This is a genomic window from Paenarthrobacter sp. 10N417 (assembly GCF_056394745.1).
Window position 1 is genome coordinate 47,263 of sequence record NZ_JBFTIL010000016.1, and the last position, 21,991, is coordinate 69,253.

18 protein-coding genes are annotated in these 21,991 nt (G+C 60.9%); 17 read left to right on the plus strand and 1 reads right to left on the minus strand.

Translation table 11 applies throughout. The annotated features are described in order from the left end of the window. The first annotated feature begins 118 nt into the window (after positions 1–118). Entirely contained in the window at positions 119–835 is a 717-nt protein-coding gene (locus AC1DCM_RS18445; protein WP_477519251.1) for a FadR/GntR family transcriptional regulator, read from the plus strand. Between the two features lie 181 nt (positions 836–1,016). Next, positions 1,017–1,838, plus strand: coding sequence for an ammonia-dependent NAD(+) synthetase (gene nadE / locus AC1DCM_RS18450; RefSeq protein ID WP_442002714.1), 822 nt, complete (start codon positions 1,017–1,019; stop codon positions 1,836–1,838). Between the two features lie 426 nt (positions 1,839–2,264). On the opposite strand, the gene AC1DCM_RS18455 is transcribed toward nadE, so the two are convergent. After that, positions 2,265–3,281, minus strand: coding sequence for a LacI family DNA-binding transcriptional regulator (locus AC1DCM_RS18455; protein ID WP_477519252.1), 1,017 nt, complete (start codon positions 3,279–3,281; stop codon positions 2,265–2,267). Between the two features lie 211 nt (positions 3,282–3,492). On the opposite strand from AC1DCM_RS18455, the gene AC1DCM_RS18460 reads away from it, so the two are divergent. From AC1DCM_RS18460 to mmsA, 15 genes are all read left to right on the plus strand, one after another. Then, positions 3,493–4,338 (plus strand): sugar phosphate isomerase/epimerase family protein, encoded by an 846-nt coding sequence (locus AC1DCM_RS18460; RefSeq protein ID WP_477519253.1) that lies wholly within the window; start codon positions 3,493–3,495, stop codon positions 4,336–4,338. Between the two features lie 51 nt (positions 4,339–4,389). Beyond that, positions 4,390–5,397 carry a Gfo/Idh/MocA family protein gene (locus AC1DCM_RS18465; protein WP_477519254.1) on the plus strand — a complete coding sequence of 336 codons (1,008 nt, stop codon included), beginning with the start codon at positions 4,390–4,392 and terminating at the stop codon, positions 5,395–5,397. Between the two features lie 244 nt (positions 5,398–5,641). After that, positions 5,642–7,177, plus strand: coding sequence for an ABC transporter substrate-binding protein (locus AC1DCM_RS18470; RefSeq protein ID WP_477519255.1), 1,536 nt, complete (start codon positions 5,642–5,644; stop codon positions 7,175–7,177). Between the two features lie 6 nt (positions 7,178–7,183). After that, complete coding sequence (locus AC1DCM_RS18475; RefSeq protein ID WP_442004133.1) at positions 7,184–8,125, plus strand: ABC transporter permease; 942 nt, start codon at positions 7,184–7,186, stop codon at positions 8,123–8,125. Beyond that, positions 8,122–10,026 carry a dipeptide/oligopeptide/nickel ABC transporter permease/ATP-binding protein gene (locus tag AC1DCM_RS18480; protein WP_477519256.1) on the plus strand — a complete coding sequence of 635 codons (1,905 nt, stop codon included), beginning with the start codon at positions 8,122–8,124 and terminating at the stop codon, positions 10,024–10,026. Before AC1DCM_RS18475 ends, AC1DCM_RS18480 begins: the two co-directional genes overlap by 4 nt. Then, positions 10,023–10,910: an ATP-binding cassette domain-containing protein gene (locus AC1DCM_RS18485; RefSeq protein WP_477519257.1), complete on the plus strand. Its 888-nt coding sequence runs from the start codon at positions 10,023–10,025 to the stop codon at positions 10,908–10,910. Before AC1DCM_RS18480 ends, AC1DCM_RS18485 begins: the two co-directional genes overlap by 4 nt. 62 nt (positions 10,911–10,972) lie before the next feature. After that, the gene (locus AC1DCM_RS18490) at positions 10,973–11,833 is read left to right on the plus strand and encodes a sugar phosphate isomerase/epimerase family protein (protein ID WP_477519258.1); all 861 of its coding nucleotides are present in this window, start codon (positions 10,973–10,975) and stop codon (positions 11,831–11,833) included. 24 nt (positions 11,834–11,857) lie between these two features. Next, positions 11,858–13,024, plus strand: a complete 1,167-nt coding sequence (locus AC1DCM_RS18495) for a Gfo/Idh/MocA family protein (protein ID WP_477519259.1) — start codon at positions 11,858–11,860, stop codon at positions 13,022–13,024. An 85-nt stretch (positions 13,025–13,109) separates the two neighbouring features. After that, positions 13,110–14,147: a LacI family DNA-binding transcriptional regulator gene (locus tag AC1DCM_RS18500; protein WP_477519260.1), complete on the plus strand. Its 1,038-nt coding sequence runs from the start codon at positions 13,110–13,112 to the stop codon at positions 14,145–14,147. 93 nt (positions 14,148–14,240) lie between these two features. Further along, positions 14,241–15,647 (plus strand): glucuronate isomerase, encoded by a 1,407-nt coding sequence (uxaC, locus tag AC1DCM_RS18505; protein ID WP_477519261.1) that lies wholly within the window; start codon positions 14,241–14,243, stop codon positions 15,645–15,647. Next, positions 15,644–17,008 carry a mannitol dehydrogenase family protein gene (locus AC1DCM_RS18510; RefSeq protein WP_477519262.1) on the plus strand — a complete coding sequence of 455 codons (1,365 nt, stop codon included), beginning with the start codon at positions 15,644–15,646 and terminating at the stop codon, positions 17,006–17,008. The genes uxaC and AC1DCM_RS18510 overlap by 4 nt, the downstream gene beginning before the upstream one ends. A 137-nt stretch (positions 17,009–17,145) precedes the next feature. Beyond that, complete coding sequence (gene manD, locus AC1DCM_RS18515) at positions 17,146–18,375, plus strand: D-mannonate dehydratase ManD (RefSeq protein ID WP_477519263.1); 1,230 nt, start codon at positions 17,146–17,148, stop codon at positions 18,373–18,375. Beyond that, a complete protein-coding gene (locus AC1DCM_RS18520; protein ID WP_477519264.1) occupies positions 18,365–18,895 on the plus strand; it encodes a gluconokinase in 531 nt (176 codons plus the stop codon). The genes manD and AC1DCM_RS18520 overlap by 11 nt, the downstream gene beginning before the upstream one ends. A gap of 322 nt (positions 18,896–19,217) precedes the next feature. Beyond that, on the plus strand, positions 19,218–20,342 hold the full coding sequence (chvE, locus tag AC1DCM_RS18525; protein WP_431117898.1) for a multiple monosaccharide ABC transporter substrate-binding protein: 1,125 nt from the start codon (positions 19,218–19,220) through the stop codon (positions 20,340–20,342). A gap of 114 nt (positions 20,343–20,456) precedes the next feature. Further along, complete coding sequence (gene mmsA / locus AC1DCM_RS18530) at positions 20,457–21,986, plus strand: multiple monosaccharide ABC transporter ATP-binding protein (protein WP_431117899.1); 1,530 nt, start codon at positions 20,457–20,459, stop codon at positions 21,984–21,986. Positions 21,987–21,991 lie beyond the last annotated feature (5 nt).

The window sequence follows — 21,991 nt, forward strand, 5'->3', positions numbered from 1 at the left end:
ATGACCTTTATTGGTTGGCGTGGGTAGCATGGAGGCAGCAGCGCCCTGTGAACGGCCTCACTGATCGGTGAATGACCTCACTGATGGGCGCAGCCCGCATTCCGTGGAAGGAGATGCCGTGCCGGACTCACCGTTTGGCCCGTCGTTCTCGATGCTGCGCCCAGTCAGGGGCGGCAACGCGTTCGAAGAGACCATCGAACACATCCTGCAGACCATCAAGCTGGGGATCTTCGCTCCCGCCGAAAAACTGCCGCCCGAGCGCGAACTGGCCGAACAATTAGGTGTCAGCCGCGCCACGCTTCGGGATGCGTTGGGGGAGTTGCAGAGCGCCGGCTATTTGGAAGTCCAGCGCGGCCGGTACGGCGGTACGTATGTCTCCACAACGGCAGTCCAGCGCCAGCCGGACCAAGGGCCGCTCGACCCCGCCGAAGTGGAGGACGTCCTGCTGTTCAGGTCCATCATCGAGCCTGCCGCTGCTTCTTTGGCCGCCAAAGCGGACCTCTCCGCGGCTGCCCGGAGGCACCTGCAGGTTTGCCTCTCCGAAGTGAGCGCTTCCCCCGCCGTGGGCTACCGGCCCCGCGATGCCCGGTTCCATATCGCCGTCGCCGAATTGTCCGGCTCCGCAAGCTTGGTGGGCGCCGTGGCCGAAACACGATCCAGGCTCAACGAACTCCTGGACCGGATTCCCTTGCTCAGCACCAACCTCGAGCACGCCAACGAACAACACGCCGAGATCGCCGAGGCTATCCTGCGCGGCGATGCCCCCGCCGCTGAACAGGCCACCATCGAACACCTGGAGGGAACGGCTTCACTGCTGCGCGGCTTCCTCGCCTGACGTTCTCTCACATCCTGCTGCTTTTTGGCGATCCTTCTCTCAGGTCCTGCGGGTTTTTTGTCATCGCTCTCTCACGTCCAATGCCGCCGGGGCCGAATCACGCCGGGCCGAATCACAGCGAGGCCGAATCACGGCGCAATATGGTTGAGCCTTTGTCATGGGGCTGACTAGTGTTGGACACATGCGCGAACTCCAGGCCAAGATCATCGAGGAAATGGGCGTCCAGCCCCGGATCAATCCCCAAGAGGAGGTCCGCAAACGGGTCACGTTCCTGAAAGAATATGTGAAAGCCACGGGCACCAACGGCTTTGTGCTCGGCATCTCCGGTGGACTTGATTCCACTCTTGCCGGCCGATTGGCGCAGCTGGCAGTCGAGGAACTGGAAGCTGAAGGCGTCAACGCGAACTTCGTCGCGATGCGTCTCCCCTACGGCATCCAGCACGACGAAGACGACGCCCAAGCCGCCTTGGACTTCATCAAGGCCAAAAACGAGCGGACCTTCAACATCTCCCGCGCAGTGGATGGATTCGAGGAAGAGTTCGAGAAAGCCACCGGCGCTGAAATCTCCGACTTCCACAAGGGCAACACCAAGGCCCGCGCGCGCATGGTTGCCCAGTATGCACTGGCTGGCGAACACAATTACTTGGTCATCGGCACAGACCACGGCGCCGAGTCCGTCACAGGCTTCTTCACCAAATATGGCGACGGCGGTGCGGACATCCTGCCGCTGTTCGGCCTGAACAAGCGCCAGAACCGCGAACTCCTGGCCGAGCTGGGTGCGTCCGCGCGGCTTTGGCAGAAAGTTCCCACAGCTGACCTCCTGGACGACAAGCCGGGCCGTACCGATGAAGACGAGCTCGGAGTCACGTACGACCAGATCGACGACTACCTTGAAGGCCGCGAAGTGCCCGACGGCGTCGCTGAAATCATCGAACAGAAGTACCTCCGTACGCGCCACAAGCGCACGGTGCCGGTCACGATCTTCGATACCTGGTGGAAATAACTCCCGGATCCTCTCGCACATCCAAGGGTTTTTTGGCGATCGTTCTCTCACGTCCAACGGGATTTTGGTCGATTCTCTCGCACATACAACCGGGCTTCGACGCGCATCGCGGTGACCGTTGGCACCTTTCTCATCCCAGGCCTACTACTCGCAGTGAGTGTCGACGTCGGACTTTAGCGACGGCGGCCATCCCGCCGTCGAGCAGGACGTGAGAGAGCAACCGCCCGAAACGGGCAGGACGTGAGAGAGCAACCGCCCGAAACGGGCAGGACGTGAGAGAGCAAACGCCCGAAACGGGCAGGACGTGAGAGAGCAACCGCCCGAAACGGGCAGGACGTGAGAGAGCAACCGCCCGAAACGGGCAGGACGTGAGAGAGGAAACGTCCGAAACCGGCAGGATGTGAGAGAGCAACCGCTGGGCGGGACCTAGGCCGGGACGGGACCTGTGGAACCCCGGACCGTGAGGTGGGTGGGCATGACTGAGCGGCTGCGGTTACCGCCCCCCGCCAACGGGTTCAGCTGGGCCAGCAGCATGGACACGGACACGCGGCCTGCTTGCTCAATGGGTGAGCTCATGGTGGTGAGCGGGGGATTGCAGAAATCAGCCCCAAAGATATCGTCACAGCCCACTATGCTCATATCTTCTGGCACGCGCAGGCCGCGCTCGCGAAGCCGCTGCAACATGCCGATCGCTATGAGGTCGTTGAACACAATGCAGGCAGTCACCCCACTGTGGACTGCGGCATCGGCAGCGGCGGCGCCGGATTGCGTCTTCGGCGCAAAAGGGCCGAGGCTGCGAACGTCCACCCCACGGTCCTCGGCGGCTTCGGACAATGCCACCCAGCGTCGGGCGCTGGATTGCGAGACTGCAGGTCCGGCTACGTAGGCCACGGATGTGTGCCCCAGCGAAATAAGGTGATCCAACGCCTGCGGCATGGCCGATGGAGTATCGATGATGACTGCAGGAACGCCGCCGACGTCCCGGTTCACCGTGACCATGGGCATCTTGGCGGCGGCAGCGGCGAGTGACTCGTCATTCAAGCGGGAGGCTGCAACGATCACGCCGTCAGCACTCTTGCGCAGCTGCTCGAGGGTGCTGGCCTCAACTTCGTCGGATTCCTCGGTGTCCACCAGTAACTGTGTGTACCCTGCAGCCTTGAGCTGCAACTGCGTTCCGCGAATGAGGTCGAAGTAGAACGGGTTGGTGATATCGGGCACCAGCACGCCCACTGCTCCGGTTCGGCCTGAGCTCAGCGCCTTTGCCTGGGAGTTCGGCGTGTAGTTAAGTTCGACGGCGGCAGCCTGGATCCGCTGCCGGGTGCGGATATTGACGCGGTCCGGATTGGTGAGCGCCCGGGACACGGTGGAGGCCGCGACTCCGCACAGGGCGGCAATGTCATGGATGGTGGCGGGCCGGTTTGATGCCACGGGTTGCGTCGCCATAGGTGTTCCTCTCTGAACAACGGGTCATCCGGCTGTGATTGCTGCCACACCGTTTATCAAGAATGCCACAGCATGGCAGATTATGGCAATCGGTTGTCATTAGGATGCCAAGTTGGCTAAACTCAGGGGACAACACCGCCTGTGAACTACGTCACCGCACCCTGCGGCGGCGTCAGGAACAAGCCGCCACAGGCACTATCTAGGAGATTTCGTGACTCAACCCAATGCCGTGTGGAGCCTGTCCGGCTTCGGTGATGAGATAGACCCCGATCCCGCAGTCCAGGCCGCTGTACTCCTGGCCCTGGGCGCCAGCCACATCGAAGTCCGCAGCGCCTGGGACGTCAACGTGTCCGAGCTCGAAAAGGAAGCAGTAGAGCGACTCAAGGGGATTTTTGACGAAAAAGGCCTCAAAGTCTCAGCTGTTGCCAGCCCCATAGGCAAGGTGGACGTCAGCCTTCCCGTGGAGCATGAGGTCAGCCGGCTCCACCAGATCATCTCCGTGGCCAAGGGCCTTGACGCCAAGTACGTCCGGATCTTCTCCTTCTACCGCGCGGAAGGCCAGAGCCAGGAAGAAATCCGGGATGACGTAATGGAACGCATGAGGGCATTGGCTGCAGAGGCTGAAGCCAGTGGAATTGTTCTGCTCCACGAAAACGAAAAAGGCATCTACGGCGATACGCCCGAGCGGGTCCTGGACATCATGGAGACTGTGGCCTCCCCGGCACTTCGCGCGGCGTGGGATAACGCCAACTTCGTACAGGTAGGCGTCAAGCCCTACACCGAGGGGTATGCGATGCTGCGTCCGTACCTTGAGTACTTGCAGGTAAAGGATGCCCTGGCCGATACGGGCGAAGTGGTTCCTGCCGGGCAGGGCGACGGCGAACTTGATGCCACAATTGCCGCACTCCAGGCCGACGGTTTCACAGGCTTCGCGTCCCTGGAGCCGCACCTCGACAACGCCCACGAGTTGGGTGGGTACTCCGGACCCGTAGCCTTCGGCATCGCCGCGCGGGCTTTCGCAGCCCTGGCAGCCAGGAATGGCGTCGAACTGGTCTGACCGCCGGATCGACCGCAAGCCCACCAGCACCATCCTTCAAAGGAGCAGGAAATGCCTACAGCGGCAGTCATCGGTTGCGGTGACATCTCAACGATCCACTTTTCGGCGCTCTCAACCTTGGACGACGTCCAACTGGTGGCGGTATGCGACACCGATCCGGAGCGGTTGCAAGCGGCGGCAGCCGCCCACAGCGTGCCGGGGTACACGGACTACCTGGACATGCTGGAGAAGGCGCGTCCCGACGTCGTACATATTTGTACCCCACACCACCTCCATGCGTCACTGGCAGCCGACTGCCTGGAGCGCGGCGTCAATGTAATCGTCGAGAAGCCCCTCGCGCACACGCTTGAAGAGGGAAAGCGGCTCATTGAAGCGGCTGAACGGAGCAAGGCGAAGATCGCCGTCTGCTTCCAGAACCGCTACAACGTGACATCGCAGGCAATGCGGAAAATGCTCGACGGCGGTGGGCTGGGTCGGGTAATCGGCGCATCGGCCACTGTTATGTGGCATAGGAACGGCGACTACTACCGTGATCGGCCTTGGCGCGGCACCTGGCTGGAGGGCGGGGGTGGCTTGATGATGAACCAGGCAATCCATACCGTCGATTTGCTCCAGTGGTTGGTGGGCGATGTTGCCAAGGTGGAAGGCCGGGCGTCGACCCGATCTCTGGGCGGCGTGATTGAGGTGGAAGACACGGCGGAGTTTGTTGCCGAGCACGTGAACGGTGCCCGCAGCGTCTTCTATGCAACTTTGGCAAACGCGGTCAATGCGCCCGTAGCGCTGGACATCGTGACCGAAAAGGCGACGCTCAGCCTGCGCGGGGACCTCACTGTGACTTACGACGACGGCACCGTGGATGTCATCCCGGAGCGGGTGGCGGAAACGGGCGGCAGGTCCTATTGGGGCGTCTCGCATGAGCTCCTGATCAAGGACTTTTACGCCGGACTCGACGACGAGGGACCTTTCTGGATTAGTCCTGCAGAGGCAGGAAAGTCGCTCCGGATCGTCAAGGATATTTATGCACAGAGCTATCCGGACCAGTTGGAACGGGTGAGCTGAACGCAGCAGTGCCTGCCGGCGATTCCGGCCGGGAGCCATTGGGGGTTTCCGGCCGTTTTCGTCTCCAATTCAGGGAACCCCGCCCAGCCTCCTGGCAACTTGGCAACATTTTCAGAAACTTTTGACAATCGGTTGCCAAGCTCGGATTACTTCCGTAATGTAAGTCCCACACCCACAAAAATGTGGTTCACACCACACCCTTCGTTCTGATTCGCATCAGGCCAAGATTCAGTAGGAGCCGACAATGAAGTTAGGTCCAAAGGCGGCAGCAACCGCCCTCGTACTCAGCGCCTCCCTGGCGCTCACCGCATGTGGCGGCGGAGGCGCCGGAGCCGGCTCAAACGCTGGTGGTGGAAAGACTGTCACAGCCTTGACGCTGGGCACGCTCCGTGACATTACTTCGTGGGATCCTGCCCAGGCTCACGTCGGCCACGCACTGCAGCCCTATCAAGCAGCCTATGACTCCCTGATCCTGCGCGAACCGGATGGCAAGCTCAGCCCCATGCTGGCCACGGCGTGGAAGTACAACACCACCAACACCAAGCTCACCGTGGACCTCCGGAAGGACGTCACGTTCAGCGACGGCGCCAAGTTCGACGCCACAGCAGCCAAGGCCAACCTTGACCACTTCAAGAAGGCCAACGGCCCGCAGATGGCCCAGCTCGGATCCGTATCGGACATCGCCGTGGTGGACGAGGACACCATCGACATCAACCTCAGCGCTCCAGAGCCGGCCTTGGAGTACTTCCTGAGCCAGGCCGCCGGCCTGATGGGCAGCCCCGCAGCACTCGGCACTGATGCGATCAAGACTGTACCGGTTGGTTCGGGACCCTACGTGATGGACAAATCAGCATCCGTGAAAGACTCCCAGACGGTCTTCACTGCCCGCGAGGGATACTGGAACAAGGACCTGCAGAAGTACAAGAAGCTCACCCTGAAGATCCTCACCGATCCAACGGCCCGCACCAATGCCCTCGTTTCCGGCCAGATTGATGCCACGCTCCTGGATCCCAAGAACGGCAAGCAGGCAGAGGGTGCCAAGATGAAGCTGGAAACCAATCAGGTTGACTGGTCCGGTTTGCTCCTTCTGGACCGGGACGGCACTAAGAACCCCGCACTTGCCAACGTCAAGGTCCGTCAGGCCATCAACTATGCGTTCGACCGCAAGACCATTCTGGACCAGGTCATGCTGGGCCAGGGAACGCCCACTTCGCAGCCGTTCGGCAAGGAAAGTGGCGCCTGGACGGAGGAGTTGGAGAACTACTACAGCTACGATCCCGCCAAGGCCAAGCAACTGTTGAAGGACTCTGGTTTCGAGGGCAAGGTAACCCTTGACGTTCCCACCCTGCCTGGAGCTGAAACCCTTATCTCAGTCATGCAGCAACAACTCGCAGACGTTGGAATCACCCTGAAACCGGGCGCCGCCATCACCAACACGTTCACCGCGGACGTCGCGGCACAGAAGTACCAGGCGCTCTTCTTCAACCTCTTCCAGGGTGAGCCCACAGTTGCGATCGACCAGATCGTCTCCACCAAGGCGTTGTACAACCCCTTCAAGAACACCACCCCTGAGCTTGAGGCGAAGATCCAGGCTGTGCGCACCGGTGGCGATGAGGCCGGCAAGCTGGCCCAGGAAGTCAACAAGTATGTTGTGGAACAGGCATGGTTCGCCCCGCTCTTCCGCGTGAACCAGATGTACTACCACAACGACAAAGTGAACGTCACCCCGCAAGTCCAGCAGGCCGTTCCGTCCATCTATAACTACTCGCCCGCCAAGTAGGAACCCATGATCAAGTTCATTGCGAAAAGGCTGGGCAGCGGACTGGTGGTGTTGTTCGTAGTCTCGGCTCTCACCTTCATCCTGCTGTACACCTCCAGCGGAAGCATCGCCCAAAATATCCTGGGTGACCAAGCCACACCTGAACAGGTGGCCATGAAGGAACAGGAGCTCGGTCTCGACCAGCCACTTGCAACGCGCTATTTCGCCTGGTTGGGCGATGCCTTGAGCGGAAACCTTGGAACCTCGTGGTTCACGTCGGAGCCGGTGGCCAACTCCTTGGCCACCCGGATCCCGGTGACCATGACCATGGTTTTCTCCGCAATGATCCTGATCGCCATCTGCGCAGCTCTGATCGGTGTTGCTGCAGCCGTAAAGCGCGGCTGGGTGGACAGGGCAGTCCAGGTGGGCGCCATCATCGGCGATTCCATCCCGGGATACGTGATCGGCGTGTTCCTTGTGACTATCCTGGCCATCCAGCTGGGCCTCTTCCCGGCCACCAGTACGATCTCTCCCGAGGTAGGGCCCGAGGCCTGGGTGTACTCCATGACCCTTCCGGTCATCGCCCTGCTCATCAATGGAGTCACCGGCGGGGCTCAGCAAATCCGCAGTGCCGTGATCAAGCAGCTCGAGCGTGACTACGTCCGCACATTGCGCAGCCGGGGCATTGGAGAGCGTGAAATCCTCTTCAAGCATGTGCTCCGCAGCGCCGCTCCGGCCGGCCTCACAGTATTGAGCCTGCAACTGATCGGCATGCTGGGAGGCGTGGTGATCATCGAGCAGATCTTCGCCCTCCCCGGAATGGGTCCCCTCGCAGTTACTGCAACAGGCCAGTCCGATCTTCCCGTAGTCATGGGAGTGGTGATGTACACCGTAGTGGTGGTCATCGTGGTGAACCTCCTGGTGGACATTCTCAATGGCTGGCTCAACCCGAAAGTACGTGTGTCATGAGCGATTCCGTAGATTCAGCGGCAATTTCCGCAAGTCCCGACTCCATGGGTGTGGCAGCGAAGGTCCCCGATGGACAAAGCGGTACCGTGGTCCGTTCCGGCGTGATGCGCCGCCTCATCAGGAACCCCCTGGGTATCGCTTCGCTGGTCATCCTGGGCAGCATCGCCTTGTTGGCTATTTTCGCCCCGGTCCTGGCTCCCTTTGAGGAGAACTTCGCCAACATCTCCAAGACGTTGGCCGCTCCGGACTCGGTGAATATCCTGGGTACCGACAGCGCCGGACGCGATACCTGGAGCCGCCTGCTCTTCGGCTCCCAGCTCACCCTGGTGTCCGCCCTGCTGTGCGCAGGTGTGGCCATCGCCATCGGACTCCCCGCGGGCCTGATCGCCGGCTACTACGCAGGCAAGTTCGAAGCGGTCTCCAACTGGGTAGTGAGCATCCTGATGAGCCTGCCCGGCCTGATCGTTTTGCTTACCATCCGCGCAGCCTTCGGCCCGTCCGTGTGGATTTCCATGATCGCGTTCGGCGTCCTCATCAGCCCGTCCTACTTCCGGTTGACACGCACAGCAGTCCAGTCTGTCCGCAACGAGCTCTACGTCGATGCCGCGCGTGTCTCCGGCCTTTCGGACATGAGCATCATCGCCCGCCATATCTTCTCCGTGGTCCGCGCACCCATCATCATCCAGACCGCAGCAATCGCGGGCGTGGCCATCGCCATCCAGTCCGGCCTTGAATTCCTGGGACTTGGGGATCCGACCAAGGCAACCTGGGGCGTCATGCTCTCGGAAGGCTTCAAGAACGTCTATCTGACGCCGACCTTGCTTCTCTGGCCGGCACTTGCCATGGCACTCACCATCGGTGGACTCGTCCTGCTTGGCAACGCCATCCGCGACGCCCTGGAAGACGGCGAAAAGATCAAGCACCGCAAGAAGAAGGTCGCCAAAGCTGAACGTAATGCTGCAGAACGCACGACGGCGGAACCCGCCAAGGCGCGCCAGTCACGTAAGTCCGTGGCCGCCGTCGAGACCGGAACCGAACACCACCTGGTCAAGGTGACCAACCTCGGCGTCGGATATCCGCAGGCTGATGGTTCCATCAAAAAAGTAGTGGACGACGTCTCGTTCCACGTGGACCGCGGCGAAATCCTGGGCATCGTGGGTGAATCGGGTTCGGGCAAGTCCCAGACCGCGTTCTCCATCCTGGGCCTGCTGCCGGACAACGCCAGGATCGTGGGCGGCTCCATCCAGTTCGACGGCAACTACACCGTTGCCCCGGGCGAGGACCGCGTCAGCCAGGAGCGGTTGTCCAAGCTGCGCGGTAAGAGGATCTCCTACATTCCACAGGAACCCATGAGCAACCTGGACCCGGCCTTCACCATTGGCTACCAGCTGGTCACGCCCATGGTCCGTGTCTTGGGAATCTCGAAGTCCGAAGCCCGCCAGCGTGCGCTCAAGCTGCTCACCGACGTCGGTATTGCCAACCCGGAACTAACCTTCAACGCTTACCCGCACGAGGTTTCCGGTGGCATGGCCCAGCGCGTGCTCATCGCCGGTGCCATCAGCTGCGAACCGGACTTGGTGATTGCTGACGAACCCACCACGGCGCTGGACGTCACCGTCCAAGCGGATGTGCTGGACCTGCTGCGCGAGCTTCAGCAGCGACTGAACATCGGCGTGATCCTGGTGACCCACAACTTCGGCGTCGTCGCCGATCTCTGCGACCGTGTTGTGGTCATGCAGAACGGCCGGCTTGTTGAAGAAGGAACCGTCCGGGATATCCTCCGAAACCCGAAAGAGCCGTACACCCAGACCCTTCTTGGGTCCATGCTCGAAGGAAAGACCCCCATGACGATGCTGGTATCCAAGCCTGGATCAGCAGCACAGAAGGAGCCGGTGGCATGAGCATCTCAGTTACATCGCCGGAAAGCGCCCCGTTGCTCTCCGTAGAGAACCTGGTGGTCGAGTATCCCAGCAAGCGGTTCCGGGCCAAGCCTTTCCGGGCGCTGACGGACATCAACATCACCATCGGCCAAGGCGAAACCCTTGGTCTGGTGGGGGAGTCCGGCTCGGGCAAGACCACCTTGGGCAGGGCCGTTCTGGGACTCGCCCCCGTCACTTCCGGAAAGGTGATTTTCGAAGGCAACGACATCAGTAACGCCTCGCGCAAGGAACGCCGGACGCTGAGCCGGGACCTCCAGGTGGTGTTCCAGGACCCCTACACTTCGCTGAACCCGGCGCTGGAAATCGGCGACATCCTGGCTGAACCACTGGGCGTGCAAGGCATGGAATCCGCAGCGGCCAAGAAGCGCGTCAAGGAACTGCTGGACCAGGTGGGCTTGCCGTCGGACGCGATCCACCGACTACCGCGTGAGTTCAGTGGCGGCCAGCGCCAGCGTGTTGCGATTGCCCGGGCTTTGGCGCTGTCACCCAAACTCATTGTCTGCGACGAACCGGTCAGTGCTTTGGACCTCTCCACCCAGGCCCGCGTTCTGGACCTCTTCCTGCAGATCCAGAAGGACACCGGGGTTTCGTACCTGTTCGTCTCCCACGACCTCGACGTGGTGCGGCACATCAGCCACCGCGTAGCCGTGATGTACCACGGCGAAATCGTGGAGCAAGGCCCCGCCGAGGTGGTCACCCGCGATCCCGATCACCCCTACACCCAGCGACTGTTGCTCGCCTCGCCCGTGCCCGATCCTGACCGCCAGGAACAACGGCGGGCAGACCGCCATCGTTTGCTCGCAAACCAACACAGCCAAATCGAACAGCAAGGTGCCGTGGCCTGAACGGCCAGGCATCCCATGACACATCCAGGGCCCGGAAGGGCCCGGAAACCCCGGAGGAAAAAGTGGCCACAATAGGCGTCCAAGCCATGATGCTGAAGGACAGTTTTGCTGATGTGGGAGCATTCGAAACGCTCCGCAAGGTCAGTGCGATCGGCTATAACGCCGTCGAAATTTCCCAGATCCCCATGACTGCGGAGAACGTGGGCGAGTTGGACCGGTCACGCACGGAGCTGGGCATGGATATCGCCGCGCTGTCGGTCAATATTGAAGGCCGCAAGGGCATGCCCGTGGAATCACTGGCAGACGACTTCGACAAGATCGTGGACGATGCCAAGCGTCTGGATACCTCGTTGCTGCGCATTGGCATGCTTCCTTTCGGGGCAATGAAGTCTTTGGATTCGGTGGTTGAATTCGCCAAGCAAGCCAACGGCTACGCCGAACGGCTGCAGGAACATGGCATCAGCCTTTACTACCACAACCACCACATTGAGTTCGCGAAGTTCGACGGCAAATACATGCTGGATATCATCGCCGAAAACTCCCCGGCCATGGGTATGGAGATTGATGTCCACTGGGTGCAGCGCGGCGGCCTGGATCCCGTCCGCACCCTCCAAAAGTACGCCGGCAAGACTGCCATGGTGCACCTCAAGGACTACAGGATCGGCCAGATGCCGGAATCGTCCTTCGGGCTCCTGGAGAAGGGCGACTTCCCAGGCTTCATGGCGGAGTTCCGGAATGTAGTGCAGTTCGCCGAAGTGGGCGAAGGCAACCTGGACTTCCCATCCATCATCCCTGCCGCCATGGCGGCTGGTGCCCGGTATCTCCTGGTGGAGCAGGACGAACTGTATGGACGGACCGTCTGGGATGCGCTCCAGACCTCGTACGACAACCTGGTGGCCATGGGCCACGCCGACCTTTTCTAGATTTCAATACAGGAGATTGCATCCATGAGCACGAAAGTACGCCTCGGCATCATCGGCCTGGGCCAGCAAGGCGGCGCCTACGCCAAGTTCATCACCGACGGCTTGGTCCCGAATATGGAGATCGGCGCCATTTGCGACATCGATCCTGCCAAGAAGGAACTTGCCCCATCCCAGTACCCGGATGTCCCGTTCTACGACGACTACATAGCCCTGCTGGAAAGCGGTTCGGTTGATGCTGTTATCACCTGTGTGCCGCACTTCCTGCACCCTGAGATGGGCATCGAATCACTCAAGCGAGACATCCATGCGCTGGTGGAGAAGCCTGCCGGGGTCTACACCAAGCAGGTCAAGGAGCTGAACGAGTTCGCCGCTTCGAAGCCTGAGCTCTCCTTCGGCATCATGTTCAACCAGCGCAACAACCCGCTCTACAAGAAGCTCAAGGAAATCGTCGATAACGGCGAGATTGGCAAGATCCGCCGCTCCAACTGGATCATCACCAACTGGTGGCGGCCGCAGGGGTACTACAACTCCAGCGAGTGGCGCGCTACTTGGGGCGGCGAGGGTGGCGGCGTTCTGGTCAACCAGGCACCGCACCAGCTGGATCTGTGGCAGTGGATCTGTGGCGTCCCGCAGTCCGTCTACTCCAAGGTGGCGTACGGCTTCCGCCGCGACATCGCCGTCGAGGATGAAGTCACCGCAGTGGTCGACTATGGCGACGGCGCGACGGGCGTTTTCGTGACGGCCACCCACGACATCGTGGGAACCGACAGATTCGAAATCCTGGGTGACCAGGGCAAGATCGTGGTGGAGGACAGCAAGGTGGCCACAGTCACCCGGCTGGTCAAGCCGGAGCGGGAAGTCAGCGATTCCATGGGCATGGATGATGTCCGCAAGCTCTTTATGGGCCAGCTGAACCGCGAGGAGTTGTACAGCAGCGAGGTTATCGAGTTCGAGTCTGCGTGGGGCGGCCAGCACGCCGGCGTCCTGGAGAACTTCGCGGCCAACATTCTGGATGGCACTCCTCTGCTTGCTCCGGGCTCGGACGGAATCAATGGCGTCCGCTTGGCCAATGCCATCCACCTCTCCAGTTGGACCGGCAAGGAAGTCTCGCTGGACTTTGACGAGGATGAATTCCTCCGGGAACTCAACAAGCGCATCGCTGAAGAGGGCAAGTTCCCCGAGCGTTCTTAACCAGGCTGGGCCGGTTGCCACGATTAATGAATGGCAACCGGCCTGATTTTGTTGCCAAAAGGTCTACGATGGAGCGGTGACCGACGTGACGAACTCCGGAGCAGCCACTACCCCCACCAAACGCGGCCGGGGGGAGAAGTCCTCACCCACCATCTACGACATCGCCAAGCTTGCAGGCGTCAACCCCTCCACGGTGTCCCGTGCCTTGAGCAAGCCCGGGAGGGTGAGTGCCAAGACGCAGAAGATCATCGAGGATGCAGCCGAGCAACTGAATTACCAGGTGAACCCGTTCGCCCGCGCGCTTCCAACAGGAAGGACGCAGACCATTGGGTTGATCGTTGCAGATATCACCAATCCGACCTTCTTTGACATCATCCGTGGCGCTGAAACCACTGGCTCGGCCCGTGATTACACCCTGGTCCTGGCTGAATCCGCAGAGTCGCCAGAGACGGAAGTCACGGCAGGTCGTCGCCTGCTGAACACCGTGGACGGCCTCATCCTGGCCAGCCCCCGCATGGATGACGACCACATCCGCGCGCTGGCTGAGGACAAGCCGGTAGTCGTTATCAACCGCGAGGTCCAAGGCGTCCCATGTGTGGTGCCGGACGTCAACAAGGGCATCAGCCAAGCGGTCAGAAGCCTCGCCGCCAATGGCCATGAGAACCTCGCCTATGTTGCGGGTCCAAAGCAGTCCTGGATGACGGCTCGCCGCTGGGAGGGCGTTAAAGCGGCATGCGATTGGTCAAAGCTGGGTGCAGTCCGCCTGGAATCGTCCAAACCCACAGTCGACGGCGGCCGCCAGGTAGCGCGCGACGTCCTGGAAAGCGGAGCGACCGCGGTCATCACGTACAACGACCTCCTTGCCATCGGCTTGATGCAGGAACTCCAGGCCGGTGGGATGCGGGTTCCAGACCAGATCAGCATCGTGGGCTTTGACGATATCTTCGGCGCGGACTTCACTACTCCAGCCTTAACCACAGTGCGCTCACCCCTTGGGGAGTGCGGAACCCGTGCAGTCACCATTCTGTTGGACATGCTGCAAGGCCACGATGCCCCCAGCGAAGCCGTGAGCGTGGAGACCGAGCTCGTGGTGCGCGGGTCCAGCGGAAGGCTGCTGAGCTAGTCCTCGGTGTTCAGGCAAATTGGCTGTTGCACTGAATTGGCAATTTTTGGCAACCGGTTGACAAAATGGCAAGCTGAACCGCAAGATTGACCTATGTCACAGTCCATCGCAGCACACCCTGACAGGCTCCTGCCCGCAGATCCCGGCACGCGCAGCATCGCGCGATCCTTGCTGGAGCGCGTCCAGGACCTGCCCATCATTTCTCCGCACGGCCACGTTGACGCCGCTGTTATTGAACAGAACACGCCGTTCCCTGATCCTGCAGCGCTCCTCGTCAGCCCGGACCACTACGTCACCCGCCTGATCCACGCCAATGGTGTTCCGATGGATCAGTTGCTGACAAGTACGGCGTCCGCCCCCGAATCACGGGAGATCTGGAGGCGGTTCGTTCAGGCCTGGCCGCTGTTCGAGGGCACAGCCTCCGGGTACTGGCTGCGCACCCAGTTCAACGATGTCTTCAAACTCGGCGCAGACCTCGGCGACATGCCGGCCGATGCCAGCTACGACGCGATCGCCGCGAAGTTGGTGGAGCCGGACTTCCGTCCCCGGCAGCTTTTCAAGGATTTCAACATTGAGGTCTTGGCCACCACGGACGATCCCCTGGACAACCTCGCCAGCCACAAGGCCCTCACCAATGACCCCAGCTTCAACGGCCGGGTGCTTCCCACGTTCCGACCGGATGCTTATCTGAATGTGGCGCATCCCAGCTGGAGCACCAACGTTGACCGTTTGATCGAAACTGCCGGCGACGGCGCAACCGGCTACGCCGGATACATCGCCGCCCTGGAAAACCGCCGTCGGTACTTTTTGGAGCATGGCGCAGTATCCGCCGACCACGGCGTGCGCGCACCTGCCACGCTCAAACTGGATGCCGCAGAAGCTGAAGCGCTCTTTGAACTTGCTCGTGCCGGCAAGGCTACCGCGCAGGATCGGGATGCGTTCGAGGCCCACATGATGTACCAAATGGCGCGCATGTCGGTGGACGACGGATTGGTCATGACCATCCACCCGGGCTCGTACCGCAATCACCACGAACCTACGTTCACTCAGTTTGGCACCGACACCGGTCACGATATTCCGTTCGCGGTGAACTACACCGAGGCCATCCGCCCGTTGTTGCAGGACTTCGGCACGGCCAAGGATTTCCACCTGGTGCTCTTCACGCTCGACGAGACCGTTTTCTCCCGTGAACTGGCGCCGCTGGCTGGTTTCTACCCGTCCGTCTTCATCGGTGCGCCGTGGTGGTTCCTCGATGCACCGGATGCCATGTTGCGCTTCCGTTCTGCAGTTACAGAAACCGCCGGTTTCTCGCGGTCCTCCGGCTTCATCGATGACACCCGCGCGTTCTGCTCCATTCCCGCACGGCACGATGCCTCCCGCAGGATCGAAGCGTCCTTCCTCGCGCGTCTCGTAGCCGAGCACCGCGTGACTGAAGCCCGCGCGCAGGAGCTGATTCTCGACGTCGTTGATTCCTCGCCACGCAAGGTGTTCAAACTATGAGCGGGGATGGGCTCCCTAGATTGAACCGTGAGGTCAAAGCGGTGGAAAAGGCTCCCGTGCGCATTGTGCACCTCGGACTCGGGGCCTTTCACCGTTCGCACCAGGCCTGGTACACGCAGCATGCTGGCGACGCAGGGGATTGGGGCATCGCCTCCTTCACGGGGCGTCGTCCGGATGCCGCAGCAGTTCTGGCGGAACAGGACGGCCTTTTTACCGTGGTGGAACGATCCGATGCAGGGGATTCCTTCGAGGTTGTAGGCAGCGTTGTAGAAGCCATCGATGGCGCCAACGTTGGACGATTGACCGAACTCGTCGCAGCACCGCAAACAGCGGTGATAACTCTGACCATCACGGAAGCAGCATATGCGCACGGCGCGGATGACCTGCCGCGGCTGGTGGCGGGGCAGCAACCCACGACGCCGTTGGGACGCTTGGTCCTTGGCCTCGCCGCCCGCAGGGACGCCGACGCCGGACCCCTCGCCGTGGTTTCCTGCGACAACCTCTCGGACAACGGAAACGTGGCCCGTGCGGGCGTAGCGGAAATCGCCCTGGGCTTCGACGCCGGACTTGCCGCCTGGATCGACCATAACGTCAGCTTTGTCAGCACGTCGGTGGACCGCATTACGCCCCGCACTACAGCTGACGATGTTGCTCTGGTCAGTGAACAGTGCGGGTACCGGGACGAAGCGCCCGTGGTCACTGAGCCGTTCCACAACTGGGTGCTGAGCGGACAATTCCCCTCAGGGCGTCCACGTTGGGAAGACGCCGGAGCGGTTTTTGTGGATGACATCGAACCTTACGAAAACCGCAAACTTTGGCTCCTTAATGGCGCGCATTCCATCCTGGCTTATGCCGGGCAGTTGCGCGGCCACACCACAGTGGCGCAGGCCTTGGGTGACGCCGTATGCCGTGAAGCTGTTGAGGAATTCTGGGACGAAGCTGCCAGGCACCTTTCCGGCGAGGAACTCCGCATCCCCGAATACCGGACTGCCTTGCTTGATCGCTTTGGGAACTCCCGGATCGCACACCATCTGGCCCAGATCGCCGTGGACGGCAGCACTAAGCTCCGAATGCGTGCACTGCCGGTGCTTCGTGCGGAGCGGGCCGCAGGGCGAAGCGGCACTGCCGCGGCGAGAATGATCGCGGTGTGGTCCGCCTACGCCGCCGTCAATCCTGAGCTGCAGGATCCCAAGGCTTCAGCCATTGCAGCTGCCAACGGGCTCTCTGGGAGTGCGCGGGTCGCAGCTTTGCTGGGGTTTTTGGATCGGAACCTTGCCAACGAGCCAGGAGTGGCAGAGCTGGTGCAGGAGCTGAGCTCGGAGTGGGCCTCTGCCCGTGCCGGGACAGGAACTGCAGCGTAGGGTTTTCCAATCCGCAATGGCAACCGATTGCCAAAAATTGCAAACAATTCTAGAATCAATTTCAGTACCTGTGGTGAACATCGCATCGAGGCGAATAGGAACCCTTTCAACCCAGCCCAATCCCGAAAGGAAAAGCTGTGAAAATCATTGCCGCTGAAGTCTTCGTGACCAGCCCCTCCCGGAACTTCGTCACCCTGCGCATCACCACCGAAGACGGGGTGACTGGCATTGGTGACGCGACGCTCAACGGCCGGGAACTCGCCGTGGCCGCGTACCTTAAGGAGCATGTGGCGCAGCTGTTGATCGGGAAGGATCCGCACCGCATCGAAGACACGTGGCAGTTCCTGTACCGCAGCTCGTACTGGCGCCGTGGGCCGGTGACCATGGCCGCGATTGCCGCCGTGGACATGGCGCTGTGGGACATCAAAGGCAAAGTTGCCGGCATGCCCGTCTATCAGCTGCTCGGTGGTGCATCCCGGAACGGGCTGCGTGCCTACGGGCACGCTTCGGGTTCGGACATTCCCTCGCTGTTCGACTCGGTGCGTGAGCACCTGGAACTGGGCTACAAGTCCATCCGGATCCAGACCGCGGTCCCGGGCATCAAAGCTGTCTATGGTGTTGCCGCGCAGGCCCAGGCATCCGGCGAACGCTACGACTATGAGCCTGCCGGCCGCGGCAACTTCCCGCTGGAAGAAGACTGGGACACCCGCGCCTACCTGCGGCATTTGCCCACGGTTTTCGAGGCCGTGCGCAATGAGTTCGGCCCGGAAATTCCTTTGCTTCACGATGGCCACCACCGCATGACGCCCATTCAGGCAGCCAAGCTTGGCAAGGCACTGGAGCCCTATGACCTGTTCTGGTTGGAGGACTGCACCCCGGCGGAGAACCAGGAAGGCCTGCGCCTGGTCCGCCAGCACACCACCACGCCCCTAGCCATCGGCGAAATCTTCAACACCGTGTGGGACTACCAGACCCTCATCAAGGAACAATTGATCGACTACGTCCGCGCGGCCTCCACGCACTTCGGTGGGATCTCGCCTTTGAAGAAGGTCATGGACTTCGCGGCCCAGTACCAGATCAAGTCAGGCTTCCATGGTCCCACGGACATCTCCCCGGTGGGCTTCGCCGCCCAGTTGCACGTTGGCCTGGCCATCCACAACTACGGCATCCAGGAATACATGCAGCACTCGGACAAGACCAACGAGGTCTTCCAGCAGTCCATGACGTTCAAGGACGGCTACCTGCACCCGGGGGACGAGCCCGGCATCGGCGTCGAGTTCAACGAGGAAGCAGCAGCCGCCTTCCCGTACCAGCAGGCTTACCTGCCGTTCAACCGTCTCGTGGACGGAACCGTTCATGACTGGTGATTCCGGTTTTGCGGCCAACGCCCATCCGCACATTGTGGTGATGGGCGTGGCCGGTTGCGGCAAAAGCACCGTGGGCGCAGCCGTCGCTGAGCGGCTCGGAGCCGAATTCCTCGACGGCGATTCGCTGCACCCTCAGCGGAACATCGACAAGATGGCCTCGGGTACTCCTCTCAATGACGAGGACCGCGCACCCTGGTTGGCCGAGATCGGGAGGCGATTCGCGGCGTCGAACTCTGCTCTTGTCATAGCGTGCAGCGCGCTCAAGCGCGCCTATCGCGACATCATCCGCAGTGGCGATCCGTCCGTGGTGTTCGTGCACCTGCAGGGCGCGCGTGAGTTGCTGAGTGAGCGCATGAACGCCCGGCCCGGCCACTTCATGCCCGCGTCCTTGCTGGATTCGCAACTCGCAACGCTTGAGCCGTTGCAATCCGATGAAGCCGGCTTGGTAGTGGACATCGATCAGCCCGTGGAGAAGATCGTGGACGACGCGTTCTCAGCACTCGAAGGAGCACTGTCCTAGCTCGCTGCACTGGAACGCCCGGCACTGCCCACAAGGCGGTGCCGGGCTCTTCTTTTTGGTGCCGAAAGCATGAAATGGGAAAGTGTGAACGCTAACAACGTTGTAAATCAAGACTTCCGGACGAGGTTCCCACCTGCAATCATTTTGTGATCCAATCCACTTGACCGACGGTATTGTTAGCGTTCACAATGGCAGTCGTATCACCTTGAAGTAGCCTGTGCCGCCCCCAGCGCACAGGCCAACCCAGCTTCACCGTGCCGGACGCGCAGATGCTCCGGCTGCATCAGAGTTCGCGGCAAAGCTGCCGCGGAAGGAGAGCATCGTGAGATTAAAGAAACTCCTGGGCGCCGTAGCGGTTGTCCTTACCTTGACCGTGGGAGCCACGGGCTGCGGTAGCCGTGGAGGAGCTGCAGAATCCAGCAGCACCGCCAAGCCCAGCGATTCGCTGGTCGGCATTTCGATGCCGACGCAGACGTCCGAGCGTTGGATTGCCGATGGCGCCAACGTTGAGAAGTCCTTGAAGGACCTTGGTTACAAGACTGACCTGCAGTTCGCCAACGATGACATCCCTACGCAGGTCTCCCAGATTGAGAACATGCTGACCAAGGGCGCCAAGGCCCTGATCATCGCAGCAATTGATGGCACCACGCTGACCGACGTCCTGGCCAAGGCCAAGGAACAGAACGTTAAGGTCATCGCCTACGACCGCCTCATCAACGGAACACCGAACGTCGATTACTACACCACCTTCGACAACTACACCGTGGGTGTCCAGCAAGCTACGTCACTGCTCACCGGCCTTGGCCTCGTGGACGCAAGTGGCAAGAAGGTTGATGGCAAGGGCCCGTTCAACGTGGAGCTCTTCGCCGGAAGCCCGGATGACAACAACGCCAACTTCTTCTGGACTGGCGCCATGGACACCCTCAAGCCCTACCTGGATGCAGGCACCTTGAAGGTTCCCAGCGGCCAGACCAAGTTCGAGCAGGCAGCCATCCTGCGCTGGCAGGCACCCGTTGCCCAGAAGCGCATGGAAGACATCCTGACCTCGGCTTACAGCTCCGGCACCAAGCTGGACGGCGTGCTCTCCCCGTATGACGGCCTTTCCATCGGCATCATCTCGGCCCTGACCAGCACCGGTGGCTACTCCACCGGAAAGCTGCCGGTAGTTACCGGCCAGGACGCCGAAAAGGGCTCCGTGAAGTCCATCATCGCCGGCGAGCAGTACTCCACGATCTTCAAAGACACCCGCCAGCTCGGCGCGCAGGCCGTGAAGATGGTTGACGCCGTGCTCAAGGGTACGGAACCGGAAACCAACGACACCAAGACCTACAACAACAAGGTCAAGGTTGTTCCGGCCTTCCTCCTGAAGTCCGTCATCATCACCAAGGACAACTACAAGAAGGAACTCATCGACTCGGGCTACTACAAGGAATCCGACGTCAAGTAAGCATTTCCTTCGGGTTGTGGTCCCGCTTCTGAAGCGGGGCGGGGCCACAACCCACCATGAGCCGGCCGAATCCCCGGCCAGGCAAAGTTTCCAACCAGTCAGTGGGAATTGACGATGAACGTACCCATTCTTCAAATGCGAGGAATAACCAAGACCTTCCCCGGGGTCAAGGCCCTTCAGGACGTCACCCTGGATGTAAACCGCGGCGAAGTCCACGCTATCTGTGGAGAGAACGGCGCCGGGAAATCCACCCTGATGAAGGTGTTGTCCGGGGTGTACCCGCACAACTCCTTTGACGGCGACATTCTTTTTGAGAACGAACCCTGCGAATTCAACAGCATCTCGGACAGCGAGAAGCGCGGGATCGTGATCATCCACCAGGAACTGGCCCTTAGCCCGTACCTTTCCATCGCAGAGAACATTTACCTCGGCAACGAACTGGCAAACAACGGCTGGGTGGACTGGCGGAAAACCAACCTCGAAGCCGCCAAGCTGCTTGCCCGCGTAGGTCTGAGCGAAAACCCCGTCACACCCATCCAGCACATCAGTGTTGGCAAGCAGCAGCTGGTGGAGATTGCCAAGGCGCTCTCCAAAGAGGTGAAGCTCCTCATCCTGGACGAGCCAACTGCTGCGCTGAACGATGAAGACTCGGACCACCTGCTGGACCTCATCCTGCACCTCAAGGGCCAGGGCGTCACCAGCATCATCATCAGCCACAAACTCAACGAGATCCGCAAGGTGGCCGATGCCGTCACCATCATCCGCGATGGCAAGTCCATCGAGACCCTGCGGCTGGACCAGGGCCAGATCACCCAGGAACGCATCATCCGCGGAATGGTGGGACGTGACCTTGAAAGCCTCTATCCGGACCGGACTCCGAACATCGGCGAGGAAGTCCTCCGCATTGAAGACTGGACCGTTCAGCATCCCCAGGACCACAGCCGCACCGTGGTGCACAATGCCAACATGAATGTCCGCAAGGGCGAAGTAGTGGGCTTGGCGGGCCTTATGGGCGCGGGCCGCACCGAGTTGGCCATGAGCGTTTTCGGCCGGACGTACGGACGCGCCGTTTCGGGCAAGGTCTACAAGTACGGCGAAGAGATCAACACTTCCACCGTTTCGGACGCGATCGATCACGGCATTGCCTACGCCACCGAGGACCGCAAGCACTATGGCCTGAACCTGATCGAGGACATCAAGCGGAACATCTCCATGGCGGCGCTGAACAAGCTGGCCAAACGCGGATGGGTTGATGGCAACAAAGAAACCACCGTTGCCAACCACTACCGGAAGAGCATGAACATCAAGGCGCCGTCCGTGGCAGCCATCACCGGCAAGCTCTCCGGTGGTAATCAGCAGAAGGTGGTGCTGAGCAAGTGGATGTTCTCGGATCCGGACGTGCTGATCCTGGACGAACCAACCCGCGGTATCGACGTCGGCGCAAAGTTCGAGATCTACACGATCATCAATGAACTCGCGGCCGCCGGGAAAGCCGTGATCGTGATCTCCTCGGAGCTGCCTGAGCTCCTGGGCATTTGCGACAGGATCTACACGCTGTCCGCAGGGCACATCACCGGCGAGGTCCCCATCGCCGAGGCCACCCAGGAAACCCTCATGCACTTCATGACTCAAGAGAAGGAATAGCCAAC

Coding starts and splice junctions, on each gene's coding strand:
- nadE (WP_442002714.1), top strand. CDS start 1,017: ATGCGCGAACTCCAGGCCAAGATCATCGAGGAAATGGGCGTCCAGCCC.
- AC1DCM_RS18455 (WP_477519252.1), bottom strand. CDS start 3,281: ATGGCGACGCAACCCGTGGCATCAAACCGGCCCGCCACCATCCATGAC.
- AC1DCM_RS18465 (WP_477519254.1), top strand. CDS start 4,390: ATGCCTACAGCGGCAGTCATCGGTTGCGGTGACATCTCAACGATCCAC.
- AC1DCM_RS18470 (WP_477519255.1), top strand. CDS start 5,642: ATGAAGTTAGGTCCAAAGGCGGCAGCAACCGCCCTCGTACTCAGCGCC.
- AC1DCM_RS18475 (WP_442004133.1), top strand. CDS start 7,184: ATGATCAAGTTCATTGCGAAAAGGCTGGGCAGCGGACTGGTGGTGTTG.
- AC1DCM_RS18480 (WP_477519256.1), top strand. CDS start 8,122: ATGAGCGATTCCGTAGATTCAGCGGCAATTTCCGCAAGTCCCGACTCC.
- AC1DCM_RS18485 (WP_477519257.1), top strand. CDS start 10,023: ATGAGCATCTCAGTTACATCGCCGGAAAGCGCCCCGTTGCTCTCCGTA.
- AC1DCM_RS18495 (WP_477519259.1), top strand. CDS start 11,858: ATGAGCACGAAAGTACGCCTCGGCATCATCGGCCTGGGCCAGCAAGGC.
- uxaC (WP_477519261.1), top strand. CDS start 14,241: ATGTCACAGTCCATCGCAGCACACCCTGACAGGCTCCTGCCCGCAGAT.
- AC1DCM_RS18510 (WP_477519262.1), top strand. CDS start 15,644: ATGAGCGGGGATGGGCTCCCTAGATTGAACCGTGAGGTCAAAGCGGTG.
- AC1DCM_RS18520 (WP_477519264.1), top strand. CDS start 18,365: ATGACTGGTGATTCCGGTTTTGCGGCCAACGCCCATCCGCACATTGTG.
- mmsA (WP_431117899.1), top strand. CDS start 20,457: ATGAACGTACCCATTCTTCAAATGCGAGGAATAACCAAGACCTTCCCC.